Genomic DNA, 22492 nt, shown 5'->3' with positions numbered 1-22492 from the left:
GATGAAGCTGTTCGCTGACACCAGACCGCTCAGATACGACAACTACCGCCGGCTGTGGCTGGCGAACATCGTCACCGTCCTCGGGGCGCAGATGACCGTTGTCGCGATCCCCGCCCAGATCTTCCACATCACCGGCTCGTCCGGGTACGTGGGTCTGAGCGGGGTCTTCGGTCTCGTTCCCCTCATCGTCTTCGGTCTCTGGGGCGGGTCGCTCGCCGACGTCGTCGATCGGCGCAAGCTCCTCATCGTCTCCACTGCCGGCCTCATCGTCACAAGCGCCCTGCTCGCGGTGCTCGCGATCATCCGGATCGACAATGTGTGGCTGCTGCTGAGCGTCTTCGCACTCCAACAGGCCTTCTTCGGTCTCAACCAGCCGGCGCGAGGGGCGCTGCTGCCGACGATCGTGCCGCTCGCGCTCCTGCCGGCGGCGAATTCGCTCAACATGACGGTCGCGACCCTGGGAGCGGTCGCCGGTCCAGTCATCGGCGGAGCGCTCATCCCGGTCTTCGGGTATCAGATGCTCTACATCCTCGACGCGCTCTTCCTTGCCACCACCCTCTATGCCGTGGTGAAACTGCCCGCGCTCATCCCAGGAAAGCAGCCGGACACGCGCTCCGGGTTCAAGGGCGTCGTCGACGGCTTCCGCTACCTGGGGACGAACACCGTCGTCATGGTCTCCCTCCTGGTCGACGTCATCGCCATGGTCTTCGGGATGCCGCGAGCACTGTTCCCGCAGATCGCGACCGAGACCTTCGGCGGGCCCCCGGAAGGCGGCATCGTCTTCTCCCTCCTCTTCGCCGCACTCGCCGCGGGCAGTGCTCTGGCGGGCATCTTCTCCGGGTGGGTGTCGAAAGTCGAACGCCAAGGCCTCGCGGTCATCGTCGCGATCCTCGTCTGGGGTGCGGCGATAGGGATCTTCGGCTTCTCACTCGAGTTCGCTTCCGGCTTCTGGACGGCGGCTCTCATCGTCGCCCTCTTCGGCCTCGCCCTCGGCGGGGGAGCCGACATCATCTCCGCGGCGTTCCGCTCGACGATGCTCCAGGAGGCGGCGAGCGATGACATGCGCGGACGGATGCAGGGCGTCTTCATCGTCGTCGTCGCCGGTGGCCCGCGGATCGCGGACATCCTCCACGGCTACGCGGCAGAGGCGACGAACACGACGATCGCCTCGGCGGGAGGCGGCATCGCCGTCATCGTCCTCGTCCTCATCTGCGCTGCGGTCTTCCCGGCGTTCCGCCGCTACAGCGTCGACCGCGGGGGACCGGACGACCTTCGCACCGTGGCGTAGCCGACGTCCCCGCGGGGACGTGCGCCTCGGGGTGACGACGCGAGAAGCAACGCTGATGTACAGCGATATCCGAACACGAATCGATGAGAAGGTCGCGGATATATTACGTTCCTGTGGAACCAATGCTGGTGAGATCTCCGCTTTCCTGACAAGCCCGCGGATGTGCGCGATTGTCATGAGACGTCGATATTTCATCAATTCCTTAACAGGGCCGCCAGCAGGCAATGATCGATGTAGCGTCGTTGGTGCATAACACCTCACAAGAAAGGACAGGAATGACACTTCCAAGGACGCTTTTCGCAGCTACGGCAGCAGTTGCCGCACTCTCCCTCGCTATCGGCCCTGCGCACATCGCGTCAGCCGGTCAGCCTACCGGGTGAATCGCTGTCCATGACCGGCACAAAGCGATCAAGGAGGTGAGGTGCGTATGACTCACGATCGGAAGGAATCCCTGTCAAGCGGCGAGCTCAGGAACGAGCACCTCAAGAAGTTCGGGATCAAAGTGCTGGTGCTGATACCGCTCGCTCTGCTCGGATGGCTGCTCGCAATGAACAGCCCCATGGGCGCTGTGGTGCCTGTTCTCATCGTCGTCGGAGGAGCCGTTGTCCTCGCCATTGATGGCGTTCTGAGATACAGGGCGGAAAGGCACTCCGTGCACGGCTGACTGTCCGATACATGCCGCTTGGCACGACAGAGGCGGAGCGAGTCCCACCAGGTTGCTCGTAGTTCGAGCCGGGTGAGCGACCGCCGTGCAGAAGAGGCTGCCTCCCTCACACCTCGGCGAGGGCGGACTCCATGTTCGCGAGCACCCGCGGCCAGCCGGCTCCCATCCCGGTGAACGCCTGCTTGCCCGTCGGGGTGTCGACGTCGAGGCCTGAGTGAGCGAGGTGCAGACGGGTGCCCGTGCCTTCGGGGTGGAGTGTCCAGGTGAGCGTCGAGTCAAGACTGCCCTCGGCGAACGTATGAGCGAAGAGGGTCTCGGGTTCGACTCGGGTGACGGTGCACGGCTGCTGGCCGAAGCCGCCCATATCGAGGGTGAAGGCGTGCCCGACGACGGGCGCGACGTCGCCGAGTGCCCACCACATCGCGAGGATCTCGGGTTCGGTGAGTGCCCGCCACACTGCGTGGGGCGGATGGGTGAGGAACTGATCGACGTCGATCGTGCGTTCGTCGGTCATCGCTGGCCTCCAAGAAGTCGTGAATCTGGGCGACGCGCCACTCGGCGTGGGCGACGTGCGGCGCGCCACTCGGCGTGGGCGACATGCGAAGCATCGGTCGGTGGCGGCGCGCAACGCCGGTCGCGGTCGCTGGCAACGTCAGTCCGAGATCGTACCCCATACGTGCGGCCGCAAAAACAACCCTGGCACACGTAGGATCTGCCGCTAAGGCTCTGACGTGCTGAGCTGCCGAGGCGTTATGCCCCGGCGGGGATGATGTGCGGTTACAGGGATGAATTGTCGGCACACGGTGGATTCGACGGCCGGAGGTTTCGGCGCGGCGCGGCGCGGCGTGGGGAGACAGGCGCGGTGGGGAGCGCGCCGGGGTCGAGGGGAGTGCTGATGATGACCGCGCGGCCGCGGGCGACGGTGCCCGCGGCCCCGCGGTGGGGTGAAGCGACCGTGCGCTCAGGCCTGGGGCGTGTAGACCGCGTTCTCTGCCGGCTGGACGACGACGAAGCCCGGGCCGTGGAAGGCGAGCTGGATCGACTCGCCGGAGCCGCGGCCGAAGAACGATCCGAGGCTGACGTCGGTCTTGATCTGCGGGGCGAGCGAGGAGGACCAGCACACGGCCGACTGCGGGTCGACGAAGGTCGGCTGCTGGGAGGCGTCGAGGACCATCGGGTCGCCCTTGCAGCAGATAGCCGCCGTGCCGGTGCCGCTGAGTTCGAGGTTGAACAGGCCCGATCCGCTGGCGAGCGCGCCGACGCCGCCCTTGATCCGCTTGATCTCCCACGCGAGAGCATCGTCGAAGGCAAGGAGGTTGGCAGTGTTGACGGTGAGCGCATCCTGCTGGCCCTCAAGGGTCATCATGAAGATGTTCGAGGCCTCGCGGGCGAAGAAGACCTCGCCGTTGCCTTCGACGCGCATGACGTTGCCGCCCTCACCGGTCGCGGCCTTCTTCATGAACTGGCCGACCGACTTCGATCCCTGGTGGGAGAAGCGGACGTCGCCCTGGTAGGCGACCATGGCGCCCTTCGTGGCGATCATCGGCGCGTCCGGCGTGATCACGGTCCGCAGCATCTTGCTCGACTGCAGGGTCCAACGGTCGCGGTTCTGCACCTCGGCGTTGCGCTGGGCAAAGAGCTCACTTCTCATCGTCTGTCATGCCTTTCTCACCAGGAGGGACCCAGTGTCCCTTCCTTCGTCGTCTCAATCGTAGAGGGATTCCGCGCCGGTGAGCGGGCGAATGATGTGGTGATTCTGGAACACGGGTGAATTCGGTGCGAACACGACGCAGGGCGGAACCGGGATGGTCCCCGATTCCGCCCTGCGTCCTGGCGTCGGCCCTCAGGCCTGCGGTTCGAACTCGATCGCCGAGATGGTGATCGCGTCCCCGCCGACGTCGGTCGTGAGCGTCTGCACCCGTCCGGCGGCCTTGAGATCGCCCTCCGCCGAGGCGACGGCCCCGGTGATCTGGGCTGGGGCCTCGATCGAGAGGCTGAGCACCGGAGTCTTCTGCGAGACCTTCGCCTCGGTCTTCGCCCTCCGGATCTCGCTGAGCACAGCCGCCACCGAGGTGAGCAGGGCTGGATCGACCGAGCCCATCGGATCGATGAGCTGCTCTCTGCCAGGCCACGGCGCACGGTGGACCGACCCGGTCCGCCACCACGACCAGACCTCTTCGGTGACGAAGGGCATGATCGGCGCGAACAGCCGCAGCAGCACGTCGAGGGCCGTGGCCAGCGTCACGTGGGCGGAGAGCTGATCCTCCTCGGTGCCCGCACCGTACGAGCGGTCCTTGACGAGTTCGACGTAGTCGTCGGTGAACTCCCAGAAGAAGCTCTCGACCTCGCGCAGGGCGTGGGCGTAGTCGTACGCGGCCATGTGCTCGGTGGCACTCGCCGTGACCTCGCCGAGGCGCACGAGCAGCGCCCGATCGAGGTCATGGGTGACCGAACCGACCTGTCCGACGAGTCCGGCGTGGACACCCTGGGCGAGAGCGAACTTCGAGGCGTTGAGCAGCTTCATCGCCAGCCGCCTGCCGATCTGCATCTGCGAGACGTCATAGGCCGTGTCGGCGCCGAGCTTCGCACTCGCCGCCCAGTAGCGCACCGCGTCGGGGCCGAACCCCGGCTTCGCCTCGGCGAGGATGTCGGAGGGGACGACGACGTTGCCCTTCGACTTCGACATCTTCTTCCGGTCGGGGTCGAGGATCCAGCCCGAGAGGCCGGCGTGCCTCCATGGGGCGGCGTCGTTGAGAGAGTTCGCGCGCACGATCGTCGAGAAGAGCCACGTGCGGATGATGTCGTGGGCCTGCGGGCGCAGGTCGAACGGGAAGACGGTCTCGAAGAACTTCTCGTCCCGGCTCCACTTGCCCAGCAGCTGCGGGGTCAGCGACGACGTCGCCCACGTGTCGAGGACATCGGGGTCGGCGGAGAACCCGCCCGGCTGGTCGCGCTGCTCCTCGGTGAAGCCCGCGGGCACCTCGGCGATGGGATCGACCGGCAGCGACTCGGGAACGATCGGGTTCTCGTAGTCGGGTTCACCGGCCTCGTCGAGGCGGTACCACAGGGGGATGGGCACGCCGAAGTAGCGCTGCCGGGACACGAGCCAGTCGCCGTTGAGGTTCTCCACCCAGTTCTCGTACCGCGAGCGCATGAACGCGGGGTGCCAGTCGATCTCCCGCCCGCGGGCGATGAGCTCGTTGCGCAGCTCGGCCGAACGCCCGCCGTTGCGGATGTACCACTGGCGGGAGGTGACGACCTCGAGTGGTTTGTCGCCCTTCTCGTAGAACGGCACCGGGTGGGTGATCGCTTCGATCTCCCCGACGAGGTCGCCGCTGTCCCGGAGCATCTCCGCGATGTCCTTGCGGGCGGTGAACGTCGTCTTGCCCGCGAGCTGCTCGTAGTTGGCCACGGCGTCGGGCTTCGGGGAGGCGGCGATCCACTCGGGCACCTCGAGGCTGAGCCGTCCGGCGCGGTTGACGACGGCGCGGGTGGGCAGGTCGAGCTCCCGCCACCACGTGACGTCGGTGAGGTCGCCGAAGGTGCAGACCATGGCGATGCCGGTGCCCTTGTCGGACTTCGCGAGCTCGTGCGCCCTGACCTCGACCTCGACGCCGAAGAGGGGAGAGACGAAGGTCGTGCCGAAGTGCGGCTGGTAGCGCTCGTCGTCGGGGTGGGCGACGAGGGCGACGACGGCGGGGATGAGCTCGGGCCGCGAGGTGAGGATGATGATCGGGTCGGCGGAGGTGTCGGCGAGACCGTCAGTGCCCTGCGGGAAGAACCTCACCTTGTGGTAGGCGCCCTCCTTCTCCCGGTCCTCGAGTTCGGCCTGGGCCACGGCGGTGCCGAAGGTGACGTCCCACATCGTCGGGGCATCCTGCGAATACGCATGCCCACCGGCGAGGTCGGCGAGGAAGGCCCGCTGGCTCACGGCACGGGAGGTGTCGTCGATCGTCCGGTACGTGTACTTCCAGTCCACGGACAGGCCGGTGGAGCGGAAGAGGTCCTCGAAGACCTTCTCGTCCTCAGCCGAGAGCTGGTCGCAGAGTTCGATGAAGTTCCGCCGGGACACGCGCACGAAGTCCCGGGAGTTCTTCGCCGGCTTCGCCGGCGGTTCGAAGTCGGCGTCGTAGGGCTGGGAGGGATCGCAGGTGACCCCGTAGTAGTTCTGCACGCGCCGTTCGGTCGGCAGGCCGTTGTCGTCCCAGCCGAGCGGATAGAAGACGTTCTTGCCCTGCATCCGCTGGAAGCGGGCGATGATGTCGGTCTGGGTGTAGGAGAAGACGTGGCCGACGTGGAGGGATCCCGACGCCGTCGGCGGGGGAGTGTCGATCGAGTAGACCTGCTCACGGTCGGTGTCGACGTCGAACGCGTAGACGTCGGACTCGCTCCAGGCGGCATCCCATTTGTCGCGAAGTCCTTCGAGGGCCGGCTTGTCCGGCAGGCTGACTGACTCGTGCGTCGAGTCTCCGTAGGCAGGTGAGTTCATAGTTGTCGATTTTCTCACTCGCACCCCGACTCGCCAAACCGGTCCCGGCCCCCGCACGCGCGCCTGACCGGCATGCGGAGCGGCCCAGCCCCGCGGCAGGAGCAGGTCCGGAGATGAGACGATGGGGACATGGCGACCTTGGACAAGATCGGAACAGAGAATCCGCCGCCCACCTCGACGGGCTGGATGAATCCGGCCCGCGCCTTCGCCATCGTCGCGGTCGTCGCCATCCACTCCCTCGGCACTGTCGTCGAGGAGAACTTCGCCGCACAGGGCCCCGACTGGTGGGTCGCGAACGTCATCGACTCCGCGTGCCGCTGGTCGGTGCCCGTGTTCATCATGATCTCCGGCGCCCTTGCCCTCGACCCCCGTCGCGGCACCGAGCCGCGGAAGTTCCTCTCCAAACGCGTGTGGCGCATCGGCATCCCGCTCGTGTTCTGGACGGTCGTCTACGTCGCCTTCCGACGCTTCTACCTGCTGCCGCCCGATTCGGACTGGAACGCGTTCCTCGCCATCCTCTCCGGCTCACCCTTCGTCCAGCTCTACTTCCTCTACGTCCTCGCCGGGCTCACCCTTCTCACCCCTTTCTTCAGGCTGCTCAGCGTCCACGGCTCGAGGCGCCTCCAATGGGGGACGGGGCTGATCTTCCTCGGCATCGGCATGGTCGACCAGTTCGTGTCGATGATCTTCTCCGTCGGGGAGGCGAACATCGCCACCCGCTTCCTGCCGATGGCCGGCTTCTACATCCTCGGTTGGGTGCTCCGCGACGTCGTGCTCTCCACCCGCGGCGTCGTCTGGGCCTGGGTCGCCTTCGTCGCGGCGACGGCGACGACGGCACTGTGGGCGGGTTTCGGACCCGGTGAGAAGCCGTGGCTCTACCCGTACGAGTACCTGTCCCCGGGCGTCGTCATCGCCTCCCTGGCCGCCTACCTCCTCCTCCACCACTACATGCGCACGGGCTTCCGGTTCCTCCACTGGTTCTACCCGTACTCCTTCGGCGTCTTTCTCCTCCACCCCCTCGTCCTCTATCCCCTGCGCAACGAGATCGGCCTGCCGACGACCGTGCCCGGCGTCCTCGTCCACGCCTTCGTCATGCCCGTCGTCTACACCGTCATCTGCGTCGCGATCACATGGGTGGCGGTGAAGATCCCCGGAGTCCGTGCCGTCTTCGGCGAAGGCGGTCCCCGCAACCCCTCACCACCGCCGAGGCGCTCGGCCTAGTCCCGCACACCGGATCGTCCCAGCCCCGCCCCCGTCACGACTCGTAGACTGGCCCCACAGTCAGTCAGCGAGCACAGAGGAGTGGGAAGAGATGAGCGCACTGCGGGCAGTGGTCACAGGAGCGAGCTCGGGCATCGGCGCGGCCACCGTGCGTGACCTGCGGGAACAGGGTTGGGACGTCGTCGCCGTGGCCAGACGCGAGGACAGGCTCGCCGCCCTGGCCGAGGAGACCGGGGCGAGCATGATCGTCGCCGACCTCACCGACGACGCAGCCGTGGCCGCGATGGCCGCCGAGGTGCTCGCCGGCGGACCCGTCCATGCCCTCGTCGCCAACGCAGGAGCCGCGTACGGCACCGACACCGTCGCTGAGGCCTCGGTCGAGGGGTGGCGGGACATGTTCGACATCAACGTCCTCGGCGTCCTCCGCGTCGTCAAGGCGTTCCTGCCCGCTCTCATCTCATCGGGCCGCGGCGACATCGTCGTCATGTCCTCGACCGCGGGCCATCAGGCCTACGAGGGCGGCGGAGGGTACGTCGCCGCCAAGCACGGCACGCACTCGATCGCCGCGACCCTGCGCCTCGAACTCGCCGGTGAGCCGGTGCGCGTCATCGAGATCGCCCCGGGCATGGTCGCCACCGACGAGTTCACGCTCAAACGCGTCGGGGGAGACGCCGAACGCGCAGGCAAGGTCTACGAAGGGGTCGAGAACCCGCTCACGGCCGAGGACGTCGCCGACGCCGTGGTGTGGACCCTCACCCGACCGCACCACTTCAACGTCGACCTCATGGTCATCCGCCCCATCGCCCAGGCAGCCCAGCACAAGGTCGCCCGGAACAAGGGGCTCTGAGAAGGGAGAGCACACCGCCCACAACGCCGTCTCCGCGCTGCCCGCAGCGCAGTCCGCACCGCCCGCCGGGTGCCCGGCGCCGCACGGCACCCGGCGGGTGGTCCGGGGCTGCGGACAGGGTATAGAATCGGGACTGCGATGATCCGGCCATCACCGGGGAGCATCCGGAAGAACAGCGACTCCGACCGCCTCGGCGGTCGACCTCGCCCATTAGACCCGGACGGTTGGACCCGTCATCGTCCGCCGATGAGCGATCCGCTCGGCGCCGCCCCGCGGTGTGAACGGATAAGCGGGGTGGTACCGCGGCAGTGATGTCGTCCTCGCGGCACGTGACAGCTGCTACGCACAAGGACGCTCATGACGCAACCGCTCTACCCCAAGGTCTCGACCTCCGCATTCGGCCTCAGCGCCTCCCCGAACTTCCCGGAGATCGAGCGCGCCGTGCTCGAGTACTGGAAGCAGGACGACACCTTCCAGGCCTCGATCGACGAGCGCGACCCGGGCGAGAACGGCTCGAACGAGTTCGTCTTCTACGACGGCCCTCCCTTCGCCAACGGCCTGCCCCACTACGGTCACCTCCTCACCGGATACGTCAAGGACGTCGTGCCGCGGTTCCAGACGATGCGGGGGAAGAAGGTCGACCGCCGGTTCGGCTGGGACACCCACGGCCTGCCCGCCGAGCTCGAGGCCGAACGCCAGCTCGGCATCACCGACAAGTCCGAGATCGGCCGGATGGGACTCGCCGCCTTCAACGACGCGTGCCGCGCCTCCGTGCTGCGCTATACGAAGGAGTGGGAGGAGTACGTCACCCGCCAGGGACGCTGGGTCGACTTCGACAACGACTACAAGACGCTCGACGTCAACTACATGGAGAGCGTCATCTGGGCGTTCAAGCAGCTCTGGGACAAGGGCCTCGTCTACGAGGGCTACCGCGTCCTGCCCTACTGCTGGAAGGACCAGACCCCGCTCTCGAGCCACGAGCTGCGGATGGACGACGACGTCTACAAGATGCGTCAGGACCCGGCGGTGACGATCGGGTACAAACTCGTCGACGCCGACGAATGGGTCCTCATCTGGACGACGACCCCGTGGACGGTGCCGTCGAACCAGGCCGTGGCCGTCAACCCGGAGATCCCGCTCGTCGCCGTCGTCGCCGGTGACGACGGTGCGCCCGAACTCCAGGGCAAGACCCTCATCCTCGCCGAGGCGCGCCTGAGCGCCTACGCCCGTGAACTCGGGGAGAACCCGGAGATCCTCCGCACGTTCCCCGCCGGCGAGCTCGTCGGACGCGAGTACGAACCGCCGTTCCCCTACTTCGAGGCGCGCCAGGACGACTACGGGCAGCGGATGCACACGATCCTCTCCGCCGACTTCGTCACCACCGAGGACGGCACCGGCATCGTCCACCAGTCGCCGGCCTTCGGTGAGGAGGACAAGGAGCTCACCGACTCCTACGGCATCCTCGCCGTGCGCCCCGTCGACGACGCGGGCCTCTTCGACTCGACCGTCCCCGACTACGAGGGGCAGCAGGTCTTCGACGCCAATCGCCAGATCATCCGCGACCTGCGAGACCACACCGGCCCGCTCGCCGGCCGCAACGCCCTGCTCGTGCGCCACGAGAGCTACGAGCACTCGTACCCGCACTGCTGGCGCTGCCGCAACCCGCTCATCTACCGGGCCGTGTCGTCCTGGTTCGTCCGCGTCACCGAGTTCAAGGACCGCATGGTCGAACTCAACGAGCAGATCAACTGGGTGCCCGAGAACGTCAAGTACGGCCAGTTCGGCAAGTGGCTCGAGAACGCCCGCGACTGGTCGATCTCGCGCAACCGCTTCTGGGGATCGCCGATCCCGGTGTGGATCTCCGACGATCCCTCCTACCCGCGCACCGACGTCTACGGCTCGCTCGCGGAGATCGAAGCCGACTTCGGCCGCCTCCCGGTCAACGACAGGGGCGAGGTCGACCTCCACCGCCCGTGGGTCGACGACCTCACCCGCCCGAACCCCGACGACCCGACGGGGAAGTCGACGATGCGCCGGATCCCGGAGATCTTCGACGTGTGGTTCGACTCGGGGTCGATGAGCTACGCCCAGGTCCACTACCCGTTCGAGAACGCGGAATGGTTCGACAACCACTTCCCGGCGGACTTCATCGTCGAGTACATCGGCCAGACCCGCGGATGGTTCTACCTCCTCCACGTCCTCGCCACCGCGATCTTCGACCGGCCCGCCTTCCGCAACGTCATCTCCCACGGCATCGTGCTCGGCTCCGACGGGCAGAAGATGTCGAAGTCCCTGCGCAACTACCCCGACGTCAACGAGGTCTTCGACCGCGACGGCTCGGACGCGATGCGCTGGTTCCTCATGGCCTCGTCCATCCTGCGCGGCGGCAACCTCGTCGTCACCGAACAGGGCATCCGCGACGCCGTGCGCCAGGTCGTCCTCCCGCTGTGGAACACATGGCAGTTCTTCGCGACCTACTCCAACACGGCCGACGCCGCGGGGGAGGATGCCGGCGAGGATCGCAGCGGCTACCGCGCGCAGAAGCGCTTCGACTCCTCCCAGGTCCTCGACCGCTACCTGCTCGCGAAGACCCATGACCTCATCGTCGACTTCGCTGCGGCGATGGACGACTTCGACGTGTGGGCGGCCTGCGAGATCGTCCGCAGCTACCTCGACATGCTCACCAACTGGTACGTGCGCCGGTCCCGGCGCCGCTTCTGGGACGGCGGCGCCGAGACGCATGAGACCTTCGACGTCCTCTACACGTGCCTCGAGGCCTTCTGCCGAGTCGCAGCCCCGCTGCTGCCGTTCACGGTCGAGGAGATCTACCGCGGACTCACCGGCAACCGCTCCGTCCACCTCGAGGACTACCCGGATGCCTCCGAGTTCCCGGCCGACGCCGACCTCGTCGCCGCGATGGATCTCACCCGCGACATCAGTTCGACCGCCTCGTCGGTGCGCAAGGCCAACCGCCTGCGGGTGCGCCTGCCGCTCAGCCGCCTCGTCGTCGCCAGCGGCGAGCATCTGGGGTCCGAGTTCACCGCGATCATCGCCGACGAGCTCAACGTCAGGGAGGTCGAATCGCTCGACCTCGCCGAGGCGGAGGCAGCAGGCTTCTCGCTCACCCAGAACCTCGTCGTCAACGCCCGTGCCGCGGGACCGCGTCTGGGCAAGCAGGTCCAGGCCGCGATCAAGGGCTCGAAGACCGGGGACTGGTCGGTCGGCGCAGACGGCACCGTGACGAGCGGGGGAGTCGACCTCGTCGAGGGCGAGTACACGCTCGAGTCGGTGGCCGAATCCGGCTCCGACGGCATGGAGCTCGCCGCCCTCGACTCGGGCTTCCTCGCCCTCGACACCCGGGTCACCCCGGAGCTCGAGGCCGAGGGCGTGGCCCGTGACACCGTGCGCGCGATCCAGGGCATCCGCAAGCAGCTCGACCTCAACGTCGCCGACAGGATCACCGTCGTCATCGAGGCCGAGGACTCCGTCGCCGAGGCGCTCGGCGCCCACCGGGACCTCATCAGCGCAGAGACCCTGGCCACCGGGCTCGACTTCGCGTCCCTCGATGGGGCCGCCGAGGTCTTCGCCCCCGAGGAGCTTCCCTCGGGCACCCGGATCTCGGTGGTGCGGGCATGAGCGCCGACGAGCTCACCCGGGTGTACGCGACCCTGCTCACCCGGGCAGGGGAGACCCAGGTCGAGGTCCGCCTCGACGCGACGAAGCGCGCCGTCGAACTCCTCGGCGACATCCACCGGGCAGCTCCGGTCATCACGGTGACCGGGACGAACGGCAAGACGTCGACGGCGCGGATGATCGATGCGATCCTCACCGCCCACGACCTGCGGGTGGGACGCTTCACCAGCCCCCACCTGCATTCGGTGACCGAGCGGGTCTCCGTCGACGGCCACCCGGTCGCCGATGAGGACTTCGTGCGGATCTTCGACGAGATCGCCCCGTACCTCGACATCGTCGACGCCGAACTCGCCGAGGCGGGCCGGGCGACCCTCACCTACTTCGAGGTGCTCACGATCCTCGCGTTCGCGATCTTCGCCGACGCCCCCGTCGATGTCGTCGTCGCCGAAGTCGGCATGGGAGGGGAGTGGGACTCGACCAACGTCGCCGATGCCGAGGTCTGCGTGTTCACGCGCATCGGCATGGACCATCAGGCGTTCCTCGGCGACACGCTGGCAGAGATCGCCCGGACGAAGGCCGGCATCCTCGACCGCACCGTCGATCCCAGCCCTGCCCCCGAGCCGACCGCCGTCATCGCCCTCCAGGAGGACGAGGCGCTGACCGTCCTCGATGCCGAAGCCGCCGAACGCAGCGTGCCCACCCTCGTCGAGGACCGGAACTTCCGCCTCCTCGAGCGCCAGCGCGCCGTCGACGGCCAGCTCATCACGGTCCAGGGTCTGCGCGACGTCTACTCGGACCTCTTCCTGCCCCTGCACGGGGAGCATCAGGCGCACAACGCCGCCGTCGCCCTCGTCGCCGCGGAGACCTTCCTCGGCGATGAGGACAAACCCCTCGACCGCGACACCGTCGCCGAAGGACTCTCCCATGTCACCTCGCCCGGACGCGCCGAACTCGTGCGCACCGGACCCGCGGTCCTCGTCGACGGCGCGCACAACCCCGACGCCGCAGCGGTGCTCGCCGAGACGATTGCCGAGGCGTTCGACTTCGACTACACCGTCATCGTCCTCGGCATGCTCGCCGACAAGGACGTCCACGGGGTGCTCGAGGCCCTCCACCGGTCTGCGGACGCCTTCGTCGTCACCGCCCCGGTGAGCGACCGGGCCCTCGACATCGACACCCTCGCCGAGGCGGCCCGGGAATGGGTCGACGAGGACGCCGTCCTCACCGCCCCCGACCTCAACGCGGCCCTGATGAAGGCCCTCGACCTCGTCGCCGCCGCCGATGCGGAGCGCCCCGGCGTCGTCGTCACCGGCTCGCTCTACACCGTCGCCGAGGCCCGCCTGCTGCTGGGACGGGAGGAGGCCGAATGAAGTCGAAGTACCCCGTGCTCGCCGGGTCGATCCTCATCTGCGAACTCGTCGTCGTCTACTTCGCGGCACTGACCGCGTACGGACTGACGGTGAAGACCAACGGCACGCTCACACTCACCCAGCTGCTCGTCGGCGCCTCGATCATCGCCGTCGTCGCGATCGTCGCCGTCGTCCTCCTGCCGCGGCAGATCGGGCAGCGCCGCCCCGGGGCGGCGATCGGGTGGCTCGTCCAGGTGCTCCTCGTGGCCACCGGCTTCGTCATTCCGGCGATGTTCTTCGTCGCGGCCATCTTCGTCGCGATGTACGCCGTGGCCGTCTACTGGTCGGCGCGCATCGACCGCGAGGTCGCCGAACGCGCGTGAGCGGTCATCGCCGGGAACCGCCCGGGTACACTGTCCAACGTTGATCTCATCGACCGGAAGGACCGGAATGGAACGCACGCTCATCCTCATCAAGCCCGACGGAGTCGCCCGGGGACTCGTCGGACAGATCCTCTCCCGCATCGAGGCCAAGGGCTACACGATCGATGCGCTGAGCCTGCGCACCGCCACCGCCGAGGAACTCGCCGCCCACTACGCCGAGCATGAGGGCAAGCCGTTCTACCAGCCGCTCGTCGACTTCATGTCCGAGGGCCCGATCGTCTCGATCATCGCCTCCGGGCAGGGCGTCATCCCCGGCTTCCGCTCGCTGGCCGGGGCGACCGACCCGACGGCGGCCGCCCCCGGCACGATCCGCGGCGACCTCGGCCGCGACTGGGGTGAGAAGGTGCAGAAGAACCTCGTCCACGGCTCCGACTCCGAGGAATCGGCCGAGCGCGAGATCGCCATCTGGTTCCCCAACTGAGCCACGCACACGTGCCCCGCAGGTCAGCCGACCTGCGGGGCACGTTGCTGTCTGGGGTCCGAACCTGACCCTCGGCGGCACCGGAGACCGGGCGGCCGCCTCGGCGGGAGGATGGGACTCAGAGAAGCGTCGAGAAGAAGTTCCAGAACTGGACGACGACGCAGAAGGCGATGATGAGCAGCCAGACGACGGCGATCGCGATGTTCTCCTTCGCGAGCACGCGGACGATCGCACTGTCGCGCACGCCGCGACCGAAGCTGCCGGCCAGGGCGTTGTGCGCGGTGACGGCGCAGAACATCGGGATCGTCACGGTCCACACGACCATGCACCACGGGCAGCCGACGCCGATGACGTAGATCGAGGTGTAGAAGAGGAACATGACGAGAGCGACGCCGAGGGCGAGGCCGATGTTGAGCCCGATCATCACCCAGGCGGGGATCCGCGCCTTCGCGACGAGGAGGACGCCGAGGAGGAGCGGGAAGATGAACGCGGCGACGCCGATGAGCTGATTGGGGAAGCCGAAGAGCTGGCTCTGCGGCCACTCCATGACCGAACCGCACGAGAAGAACGGGTTGAGGTCGCACGAGAGCGCCGCTTCGGGGTTCTCGAGCTTCTCGTACTTCTCGACGGCGAGGGCGAAGGAGGCGAGGAAGCCGATGACGGAGCCGACGATGAGGAAGATCCCCAAGGCCGTCGGCCGCAGCACCCACGACCTCGTCGGTGCTGCTGGAGCGATGTCGTCGGCCAGGTCGTCGTCTGCGGGCGCGTGTGCGGTGTTCACCCCTCAAGCATGCCTGGCCGCGGGGTCCGCGGCAAACCGCGCACAGCCCCTCGCACCGCAGATGACAGGAGAAACTGTGACATAATGGTGCGACGGATACTCGCCCTCACACCGGGCGGGAGACGTGCCTCCACCGAGTCGAGGGAACGGCCTCGCAGGTCGACACGAAGATGAGGCAGCATCCTGAGCCAACGCGCTGAGCGCGAGCCCGGGATGACATCCACAGGTTTCGGCCCGACACGGGCCATGCAGGACACCGGTCATCCGTGTGGTGTGGACGGAGGCACCGGTCCAGGAGTGATCATGAACGATTCGACGAACGACAACGGCACATCGGATGCCACTGAGGGCATCCTCGCCGATCTCGCCGATCTGCAGGAGTCCGCGAATGCCGCGCGCAGCGCCGACCACCAGGTCGACGACAAGGTGCGCGAAGAGCTCGACAGCCTCGCCGATGCGGCAGGCTCCCTGCGGGAGAACCCCGACGAGGACGGCGAGGACTCCCGTCCCCGCAGCCGTCGCGGCCCGAAGCGGGCCCGTGAGGCGGTGGCCAACCGTGGGCTCGTCTTCGAGGAGTTCGTCCGCGAGACGGACCGCACCGGGTCGGACGGATCCGAGTCCGACGCCGACGCCGAGGAGGACGCCGCCGATGCACCGGCCCGCCCGCAGGCCCCCGCATTCGATCCCCGCAACCCCTTCGCCGCTCCCGCCGCCCCGCAGCCGGCCGAACCCGCGAGCCGCCCTGCCCCCGCCGTTCCGCAGCACGGCGGCCTGATCTTCCAGGTGCCCCAGGCCGAACTCGCCGAGGTCGTCACGGTCGATGACGACTACGACGATGAGGACGACGACCTCGCCGAGGACCGGGACTCGCGCAGCGACGACGACCGCAGCGACGACGACCGCGGCGACCGGGACGAGGACTCCGAGTCCGGCGGACGGCGCCGTCGCCGCGGCGGCCGCGGCCGCCGCTCGCGCAGCCGCGACGATGACGCCGACGCCCGTGACGACGCTGAGTCCGAGCAGACCGAGGATGAGGACGAGCGTCCCTCCCGGTCGAAGCGCCGTGGCGGCAGGGCGGAGAAGAGCTCCGAGCGTGAGGAGTCCGAGAAGCCGGAGAGGTCCGAGAAGGCCGAGGCGAATGAGGACTCGCCGAAGGACCGGACCGGCGACTCCGACGACGATGACGAGGACGGCGGTTCGCGCCGTCGCCGCCGTCGCCGTTCCCGCTCGCGCGGGTCCGACGGCGACGAGGTCACCTCGCTCAAGGGCTCGACCCGCCTCGAGGCCAAGCGTCAGCGCCGCAAGGAGGGCCGTGAGGCCGGACGCCGTCGCCCGGTCATCACCGAAGCCGAGTTCCTCGCCCGCCGCGAGTCCGTCGATCGCACGATGCTCGTGCGCGAGAGCGGCGACCAGACCCAGCTCGTCGTCGTCGAGGACGGCATCGCCGTCGAGCACTATCTCAAGGAGAACCGCCAGCAGTCCTCGCTCATCGGCAACGTCTACCTCGGCAAGGTCCAGAACGTGCTTCCGAGCATGGAGGCGGCGTTCATCGACATCGGCAAGGGCCGCAACGCTGTGCTCTACGCCGGTGAGGTCAACTGGGACGCCCTCGGCATGGACGGCAAGGCCCGTCGGATCGAGACGGCGCTCAGCCCCGGCGACTCCGTCCTCGTCCAGGTGACGAAGGATCCGGTCGGGCACAAGGGCGCCCGTCTGACGAGTCAGATCTCCCTGCCGGGACGCTTCCTCGTCTACGTGCCCGGGAACTCGATGACCGGCATCTCCCGCAAGCTGCCCGACGTCGAACGCGCCCGCCTGAAGAAGCTGCTCAAAGAGCTCGTCGGCGACTCCAACGGCGTCATCGTCCGCACCGCAGCCGAAGGCGCGACCGACAAGGAACTCAGCCGGGACGTCGAACGCCTGACGAAGCGGTGGGAGACCATCGAGAAGAAGTCGAAGTCGACGAAGGTGCTCGCCCCGCAGCTGCTCTACAGCGAGCCGGACATGATCGTGCGCATCATCCGCGACGTCTTCAACGAGGACTTCAACTCGCTCGTCATCGACGGCGACGGCGCGTGGAACACCATCCACGAGTACGTCGAAGCCGTCGCCCCCGACCTCCTCGACCGGGTCCACCGGTACTCTGAGGACGATGGGATCTTCGACCACTACCGGGTCGAGGAGCAGATCCAGAAGGCGCTCAACCGCACCGTCAACCTGCCCTCGGGCGGTTCGCTCGTCATCGACCGCACCGAGGCGATGACGGTCATCGACGTCAACACCGGAAAGTTCACCGGTGCCGGCGGCAACCTCGAGGAGACCGTGACGAGGAACAACCTCGAAGCCGCCGAGGAGGTCATCCGCCAGCTGCGCCTGCGCGACATCGGCGGCATCATCGTCGTCGACTTCATCGACATGGTCCTCGAATCCAATCGCGACCTCGTCGTGCGCCGTCTCGTCGAATGCCTCGGTCGCGACCGGACGAAGCATCAGGTCGCCGAGGTGACCTCGCTCGGTCTCGTCCAGATGACGCGCAAGCGCATCGGCACCGGTCTGGCCGAGTCGATGGTCTCCGCCGGTGCCGACCTCAGCGGACGCGGGCTGCTCCTGCCCGGTTCGGAGGAGGACGGTTCGAAGGCCCACCGCGGCGGACGATCGTCGAACTCGGAGACCGGCGGCAAGCGCGATCGCAAACGCCGATCGTCGGCGAAGTCGACCGAGACCGAGTCGCAGTCGGATGCGGCGGCCAATGAGGCCTCCCGCTCCGCGGTCGCCGCGATCGCCAAGGCGACCCTGAAGAAGGACGACGAGACCGAGGCGGACGCGCAGCAGCCGTCCGAGGTCTCGGAGTCTCAGCCGAACCGGTCCGAGCGGAAGTCCGAGGGCCGATCGAAGTCGCGGGGACGGAAGCGGTCGACGAAGTCCGAGCGCGACGCCGAGTCGACGAACGACGCGAAGGCCGGGTCCACGGTCGAGGAGGCCCAGCCCGAGCCGCCGACGGAAACCGAGTCGGAGTCGCTCGCACAGTCCGCACCGTCGGCAGCTGAGCCCGAGCAGCCGGCAGGGGAGCTGCCGCTGATGATCGGTGCCGACACCACGACGAAGGTCGCGGTGGCCGCTGAGGAGCCGGCACCTCGGCGCAAGGCTCCGGTGAAGAAGGACAAGCCCGCCGAGACCCCGCAGGAGTCCCTGACGACCTCGTTCGTCATCATCGGCGAGGACTGAGGCCGAACCGCCGACTCCGCACCGTCGGCAATCGGCACCGCGCACAGAGAAGCGCCCCACCAGCAGGTGGGGCGCTTCTCTGTGCGCGGGGATCGAGCCCTGTGGCCTCTGGCGGGGTTCTCAGCTGCCGGGCTGTCGGTTCCTCGTCGTGCTGATCGTCGGCTGCGCCGCCTGGTCTCCGCAGAGGACGATCATGAGGTTCGTGACGAGGTCACTGCGCTCGGCATGGCCGAGCGTGACGATGTCGCGGCGCTCGATCTGCTCGATCGCGGTCTCGACCATCCCGACGGCTCCTTCGACGATGAGCTGGCGGGCGGCGACGACGGCGGTCGCCTGCTGCCTCTGGAGCATCGCGCGGGCGATCTCCGGGGCATAGGCGAGCTGGGTGATCCGCGACTCGATGACCGTCACACCGGCGGAGGCGACGCGCGCGGCGACCTCCTCGGAGAGCTTCGAGGTGATCTCGTCCGCGTTGTCGCGCAGGGACATGCGGCGCGGATCGGAGGAGTCGTAGGCGTACGAGTTCGCAATATGGCGGACGGCGGTCTCGGCCTGGATCGCGACGAACTCCTCGAAGTCGTCGACCTCGAACAGGGCCTGCGCGGTGTCCCTGACCTGCCAGACGACGACGGCGCCGATCTCGATGGGATTGCCGTCGAGGTCGTTGACCTTGAGCGTCGACGTCTCGTGGTTGCGGATGCGCGTCGAGACCTGCTGCTTCGAATAGAGCGGATTGACGAAGCGCAGCCCCGACTGCCGCACGGTTCCGACGTAGCGGCCGTAGAGCTGGAGGACGACGGCATGGCCGGGCGCCACCGAGGTGCATCCCTTGAAGAGGAACATCGAGGCGATGAAGGCGAGGACGCCGAGGACGATGAGGATGACCCCCAGCGGCTGCTGCGCGATCATCAGCCCGAAGCCGATGAGGGCGAGAAGCGCGGCGAGAATGAGCAGTCCGACGGCGGCGACGATCGCGAAGTAGCCGGAGACCCCTCCTGCGGGCCGCTCGCGCACCCGCTCACCCTCGGGAGAGACGATGCGGGTGGGCCGTCCCGGGCCGTCACGCAGGGGTCCGCGATGATCGTTCGGAGCCTCTCCCGCTGGGCCCCGGCCGCGTGGGGGAGTGCCGGGTCCGCGTCCGGGGTCGGTCGGGCCGACCTGCCCGGGACCGGCCTGCCCCGGCGGATGCGGTCGGGGGTCGGAATCGTTCGGGAATGACGGCGGATGGTTCTCTGACATGACGCCAGCTTAGGGCACCGGGGGAGTCTCGAATCATTTGGTGCCACCGAATATGTGACTCACGTAACAGTTCCGTAACTGTCCGGATGACGGACGCGAATTCGCTTGATCCGGCGGCCCCTTTGCGGAACATTGAGGCTTCATGGACAGACTCCTCTTAGCCTCAGACGCCCCCACTTCTCCCGTCGACGACGCCATCAACGCGTGGTTCGATCCGATCGCCACCTGGTTCTCGAGCGTCATCTTCGTTCCCGTGACCATCGGGGAGATCTCCTTCCCGTTCGTCGTCGCGTGGCTCATCATCGGCGCCCTCATCTTCACCCTCTACTTCGGCTTCATCCAGTTCCGCGGCTTCAAGGTCTCCCTCGAGGTCGTCCGCGGCAAGTACTCCTCACCGACCGACCCCGGTGAGGTCACTCACTTCCAGGCGCTGGCCTCGGCACTGTCGGGAACCGTCGGCCTCGGCAACATCGCCGGCGTCGGTGTGGCGGTGGCCCTCGGCGGTCCCGGTGCGACGTTCTGGATGATCATCGCCGGGCTGCTCGGCATGTGCACGAAGTTCGTCGAATGCACCCTCGGTGTGAAGTACCGCGAGATCGACGAGAACGGCGTCGTCCACGGCGGGCCCTTCAAGTACCTGCCCGTCGCGTTCCGCCGCTTCTCCCGCCCCGTGGCGATGACGCTGACCGGCATATTCGCCATCGCCATCCTCATCTTCGGCGTCGTCGGCGGCGGCATGTTCCAGGCCAACCAGACCTTCGCCCAGGTGCGCACCGCGACCGGCGGCGAGGACGGGTTCCTCGGCGGCCCCTTCGCCGGACTGATCTTCGGCATCCTCTTCGCCCTCCTCGTCGGACTCGTCATCCTCGGCGGCATCCGCTCGATCGCGAAGGTCACCGACAAACTCGTCCCCGCGATGGGCATCTTCTACGTCATCTCCTGCCTCCTCGTCCTCGCCATCAACTTCGACACCATCCCGTTGGCGATCGGCGAGATCTTCGAAGGCGCATTCAACCCGCAGGGCATCGCCGGCGGCATCGTCGGCGTCATGATCATCGGCTTCCAGCGCTCCGCCTTCTCGAACGAGGCCGGCATCGGCTCGGCTGCGATCGCCCACTCCGCGGTCAAGACCCGGCGCCCGATCTCCGAGGGCTTCGTCGCCCTCCTCGAACCCTTCATCGACACCGTCGTCATCTGCACCATGACCGCACTGACGATCATCGTCGCCAACCAGCCCTCCTACACCGAATCCATCGGCACCGGCGAGATCGGCGGCGTCACCCTGGCCTCGGACGCGTTCTCGACCGTCGCCTCGTGGTACCCGGTGCTGCTCGCCATTGCCGTCGCTCTCTTCGCGTTCTCCACGCTCATCACCTGGGCCTACTACGGTGAGCGCGCATGGAGCTTCCTCTTCGGACGGGGCAGGGCGACGATCATGGTCTTCCGCGTCCTCGTCTGCGTCTTCGTCGTCATCGGCTGTGTCGCCAGCTTCAGCAAGGTCGTCGAGTTCGCCGACGCGGCACTGTTCATGTGCGCCTTCATCAACATCCTCGGCCTCTACATCCTCATGCCGGTGGTCAAGAAGGAGCTCAAGAAGTACCTCGCCGACCGCAAGGCCGGCACGCTCACCGACCCGGACACCAAGGACGCCGTCCCGGTCGAACAGCCTGCCTGAGCGGTTGCGGCCCTCACCGCGCCCCGGGAACCCGGTCGGGTCCCGGGGCGCAGTGCGTGCGTCGCGGTTAGACTGATCCGGTGACGAACGACACCCGAGCCCAGGACCGACTCCTCGAGCTGCGCGGCAGCATCGACAACATCGACGCCGCCCTCATCCACCTCCTCGCGGAGCGATTCAAACTCACCGAGACCGTCGGGGAGCTCAAGGCCGACCATGGGCTCCCGCCCGCCGACGAGTCCCGTGAGGCCCGACAGGTCGCCCGTCTGCGCCGTCTGGCCGAGGAGTCGCACCTCGATCCCGAGTTCGCCGAGAAGTTCCTCGCGTTCATCGTCGCCGAGGTCATCCATCACCACGAGCGGATCGCCGAGTCCCGCGAGGGCTGAGTCGGCCGACCCGTCAGCGGTTTGCCGAGACGAACCCGGATCGACTAGACTGGATCGTCGGTGCGCGTGTTGCACCACGGCCGGTGATTCCTCTCAATGGGTCTCCTGCGGAAGCGCCGCTTCCGTCAGAGCCAAGGGATCAGCCGCCGTTCGTATGCGAAAGAGCAGAAAGGGTTCGACCATGGTCTACGCCATTGTCCGTGCCGGTGGCCACCAGGAAAAGGTCAGCGTCGGCGACATCATCACAGTCAACCGAATGAAGGCGAAGGCCGGAGACAGCGTCGAGCTCGATGCCGTCCTCTTCGTCGACGGCGATGCGGTCACGACCGATGCCGATGCCCTCTCGAAGATCTCGGTCAGCGCCGAGGTCGTCGATGAACTGCGCGGTCCCAAGATCGTGATCCAGAAGTACAAGAACAAGACCGGTTACAAGAAGCGTCAGGGCCACCGCCAGGACCTCACCCGTCTCAAGATCACGAACATCAAGTAAGAGGAGACATCTGACATGTCAAGCAAAAAGGGAGTCAGCTCGACCCGCAACGGTCGCGACTCGAACCCGCAGTACCTCGGCGTCAAGCGCTTCGGCGGCCAGGTCGTCAAGGCCGGTGAGATCATCGTCCGCCAGCGCGGAACCAAGTTCCACCCCGGCGTCGGCGTCGGCCGCGGCAACGACGACACGCTCTTCGCACTGACGGCGGGCGCCGTCGAATTCGGCAAGCGCAACGGCCGCAAGGTCGTCAACATCGTCGGCGTCTGACCGACGGACAGTGAACGTCTCCCGCTCGGCGGGGGAGCATGAAGGGTGAGTCTCCTGACTCACCCTTCATCTGA

General features: G+C 67.6%; 18 protein-coding genes. 13 read left to right on the top strand and 5 right to left on the bottom strand.

Going from position 1 to position 22492, the window contains the following annotated elements; all coding sequences use genetic code 11:
• The first annotated feature begins 1 nt into the window (after window position 1).
• Together BC102111_RS06535 and BC102111_RS06530 are read left to right on the top strand one after the other, a co-directional pair.
• Window positions 2–1288: an MFS transporter gene (locus BC102111_RS06535; RefSeq protein ID WP_101623863.1), complete on the top strand. Its 1287-nt coding sequence runs from the start codon at window positions 2–4 to the stop codon at window positions 1286–1288.
• Window positions 1289–1715: 427 nt separating this feature from the next.
• Window positions 1716–1952, top strand: coding sequence for a hypothetical protein (locus BC102111_RS06530; protein ID WP_101623862.1), 237 nt, complete (start codon window positions 1716–1718; stop codon window positions 1950–1952).
• Window positions 1953–2058: 106 nt separating this feature from the next.
• Here the strand turns inward: BC102111_RS06530 and BC102111_RS06525 are convergent, their stop codons facing one another.
• The 3 genes from BC102111_RS06525 to valS form a co-directional block, all read right to left on the bottom strand.
• Entirely contained in the window at window positions 2059–2466 is a 408-nt protein-coding gene (locus BC102111_RS06525) for an SRPBCC family protein (RefSeq protein WP_101623861.1), read from the bottom strand.
• 447 nt (window positions 2467–2913) lie between these two features.
• Window positions 2914–3603: an AIM24 family protein gene (locus BC102111_RS06520; protein WP_009375398.1), complete on the bottom strand. Its 690-nt coding sequence runs from the start codon at window positions 3601–3603 to the stop codon at window positions 2914–2916.
• Between the two features lie 192 nt (window positions 3604–3795).
• A complete protein-coding gene (gene valS / locus BC102111_RS06515) occupies window positions 3796–6441 on the bottom strand; it encodes a valine--tRNA ligase (protein WP_101623860.1) in 2646 nt (881 codons plus the stop codon).
• A gap of 129 nt (window positions 6442–6570) precedes the next feature.
• On the opposite strand from valS, the gene BC102111_RS06510 reads away from it, so the two are divergent.
• The 6 genes from BC102111_RS06510 (at window position 6571) to ndk (ending at window position 14355) form a co-directional block, all read left to right on the top strand.
• A complete protein-coding gene (locus BC102111_RS06510) occupies window positions 6571–7662 on the top strand; it encodes an acyltransferase (protein WP_009375400.1) in 1092 nt (363 codons plus the stop codon).
• 91 nt (window positions 7663–7753) lie between these two features.
• Window positions 7754–8509 carry an SDR family oxidoreductase gene (locus BC102111_RS06505; protein ID WP_101623859.1) on the top strand — a complete coding sequence of 252 codons (756 nt, stop codon included), beginning with the start codon at window positions 7754–7756 and terminating at the stop codon, window positions 8507–8509.
• 357 nt (window positions 8510–8866) lie between these two features.
• Entirely contained in the window at window positions 8867–12145 is a 3279-nt protein-coding gene (gene ileS / locus BC102111_RS06500) for an isoleucine--tRNA ligase (protein WP_101623858.1), read from the top strand.
• Window positions 12142–13512, top strand: a complete 1371-nt coding sequence (locus tag BC102111_RS06495; RefSeq protein WP_063249781.1) for a bifunctional folylpolyglutamate synthase/dihydrofolate synthase — start codon at window positions 12142–12144, stop codon at window positions 13510–13512. The genes ileS and BC102111_RS06495 overlap by 4 nt, the downstream gene beginning before the upstream one ends.
• Window positions 13509–13874, top strand: coding sequence for a DUF4233 domain-containing protein (locus tag BC102111_RS06490; RefSeq protein ID WP_063249782.1), 366 nt, complete (start codon window positions 13509–13511; stop codon window positions 13872–13874). The genes BC102111_RS06495 and BC102111_RS06490 overlap by 4 nt, the downstream gene beginning before the upstream one ends.
• Window positions 13875–13941: 67 nt before the next feature.
• Window positions 13942–14355 (top strand): nucleoside-diphosphate kinase, encoded by a 414-nt coding sequence (gene ndk / locus BC102111_RS06485; protein ID WP_101623857.1) that lies wholly within the window; start codon window positions 13942–13944, stop codon window positions 14353–14355.
• Between the two features lie 118 nt (window positions 14356–14473).
• Here ndk and BC102111_RS06480 read toward each other — a convergent pair whose 3' ends face one another.
• On the bottom strand, window positions 14474–15136 hold the full coding sequence (locus BC102111_RS06480; RefSeq protein ID WP_009375419.1) for a vitamin K epoxide reductase family protein: 663 nt from the start codon (window positions 15134–15136) through the stop codon (window positions 14474–14476).
• Between the two features lie 303 nt (window positions 15137–15439).
• Between BC102111_RS06480 and BC102111_RS06475 the strand changes: the two genes are divergently transcribed.
• Window positions 15440–18361 carry an Rne/Rng family ribonuclease gene (locus BC102111_RS06475; protein ID WP_232252580.1) on the top strand — a complete coding sequence of 974 codons (2922 nt, stop codon included), beginning with the start codon at window positions 15440–15442 and terminating at the stop codon, window positions 18359–18361.
• Window positions 18362–18481: 120 nt separating this feature from the next.
• Here the strand turns inward: BC102111_RS06475 and BC102111_RS06470 are convergent, their stop codons facing one another.
• Entirely contained in the window at window positions 18482–19600 is a 1119-nt protein-coding gene (locus BC102111_RS06470) for an SPFH domain-containing protein (RefSeq protein WP_101623855.1), read from the bottom strand.
• Window positions 19601–19742: 142 nt separating this feature from the next.
• Between BC102111_RS06470 and BC102111_RS06465 the strand changes: the two genes are divergently transcribed.
• From BC102111_RS06465 to rpmA, 4 genes are all read left to right on the top strand, one after another.
• Complete coding sequence (locus BC102111_RS06465; RefSeq protein ID WP_009375424.1) at window positions 19743–21275, top strand: alanine/glycine:cation symporter family protein; 1533 nt, start codon at window positions 19743–19745, stop codon at window positions 21273–21275.
• A gap of 80 nt (window positions 21276–21355) precedes the next feature.
• Window positions 21356–21661 (top strand): chorismate mutase, encoded by a 306-nt coding sequence (locus BC102111_RS06460; protein WP_009375426.1) that lies wholly within the window; start codon window positions 21356–21358, stop codon window positions 21659–21661.
• A 181-nt stretch (window positions 21662–21842) separates the two neighbouring features.
• Complete coding sequence (gene rplU / locus BC102111_RS06455; protein ID WP_009375428.1) at window positions 21843–22151, top strand: 50S ribosomal protein L21; 309 nt, start codon at window positions 21843–21845, stop codon at window positions 22149–22151.
• A 15-nt stretch (window positions 22152–22166) separates the two neighbouring features.
• The gene (gene rpmA / locus BC102111_RS06450; RefSeq protein WP_009375430.1) at window positions 22167–22418 is read left to right on the top strand and encodes a 50S ribosomal protein L27; all 252 of its coding nucleotides are present in this window, start codon (window positions 22167–22169) and stop codon (window positions 22416–22418) included.
• Window positions 22419–22492 lie beyond the last annotated feature (74 nt).

Source organism: Brevibacterium casei CIP 102111 (assembly GCF_900169275.1).
Taxonomy (GTDB): Bacteria; Actinomycetota; Actinomycetes; order Actinomycetales; family Brevibacteriaceae; genus Brevibacterium; species Brevibacterium casei.
Note: the sequence above shows the minus strand (reverse complement) of the source record. Positions and strands in the feature narration are given on the sequence as shown.

Excerpts from the sequence above, each read along its gene's own strand:
- BC102111_RS06505 (WP_101623859.1), top strand. The coding sequence starts at position 7,754 with ATGAGCGCACTGCGGGCAGTGGTCACAGGAGCGAGCTCGGGCATCGGC.
- ndk (WP_101623857.1), top strand. The coding sequence starts at position 13,942 with ATGGAACGCACGCTCATCCTCATCAAGCCCGACGGAGTCGCCCGGGGA.
- ileS (WP_101623858.1), top strand. The coding sequence starts at position 8,867 with ATGACGCAACCGCTCTACCCCAAGGTCTCGACCTCCGCATTCGGCCTC.
- BC102111_RS06495 (WP_063249781.1), top strand. The coding sequence starts at position 12,142 with ATGAGCGCCGACGAGCTCACCCGGGTGTACGCGACCCTGCTCACCCGG.
- BC102111_RS06465 (WP_009375424.1), top strand. The coding sequence starts at position 19,743 with ATGGACAGACTCCTCTTAGCCTCAGACGCCCCCACTTCTCCCGTCGAC.
- BC102111_RS06525 (WP_101623861.1), bottom strand. The coding sequence starts at position 2,466 with ATGACCGACGAACGCACGATCGACGTCGATCAGTTCCTCACCCATCCG.
- rpmA (WP_009375430.1), top strand. The coding sequence starts at position 22,167 with ATGTCAAGCAAAAAGGGAGTCAGCTCGACCCGCAACGGTCGCGACTCG.
- valS (WP_101623860.1), bottom strand. The coding sequence starts at position 6,441 with ATGAACTCACCTGCCTACGGAGACTCGACGCACGAGTCAGTCAGCCTG.
- BC102111_RS06470 (WP_101623855.1), bottom strand. The coding sequence starts at position 19,600 with ATGTCAGAGAACCATCCGCCGTCATTCCCGAACGATTCCGACCCCCGA.
- BC102111_RS06490 (WP_063249782.1), top strand. The coding sequence starts at position 13,509 with ATGAAGTCGAAGTACCCCGTGCTCGCCGGGTCGATCCTCATCTGCGAA.
- rplU (WP_009375428.1), top strand. The coding sequence starts at position 21,843 with ATGGTCTACGCCATTGTCCGTGCCGGTGGCCACCAGGAAAAGGTCAGC.
- BC102111_RS06475 (WP_232252580.1), top strand. The coding sequence starts at position 15,440 with ATGAACGATTCGACGAACGACAACGGCACATCGGATGCCACTGAGGGC.
- BC102111_RS06520 (WP_009375398.1), bottom strand. The coding sequence starts at position 3,603 with ATGAGAAGTGAGCTCTTTGCCCAGCGCAACGCCGAGGTGCAGAACCGC.
- BC102111_RS06535 (WP_101623863.1), top strand. The coding sequence starts at position 2 with ATGAAGCTGTTCGCTGACACCAGACCGCTCAGATACGACAACTACCGC.
- BC102111_RS06510 (WP_009375400.1), top strand. The coding sequence starts at position 6,571 with ATGGCGACCTTGGACAAGATCGGAACAGAGAATCCGCCGCCCACCTCG.
- BC102111_RS06530 (WP_101623862.1), top strand. The coding sequence starts at position 1,716 with ATGACTCACGATCGGAAGGAATCCCTGTCAAGCGGCGAGCTCAGGAAC.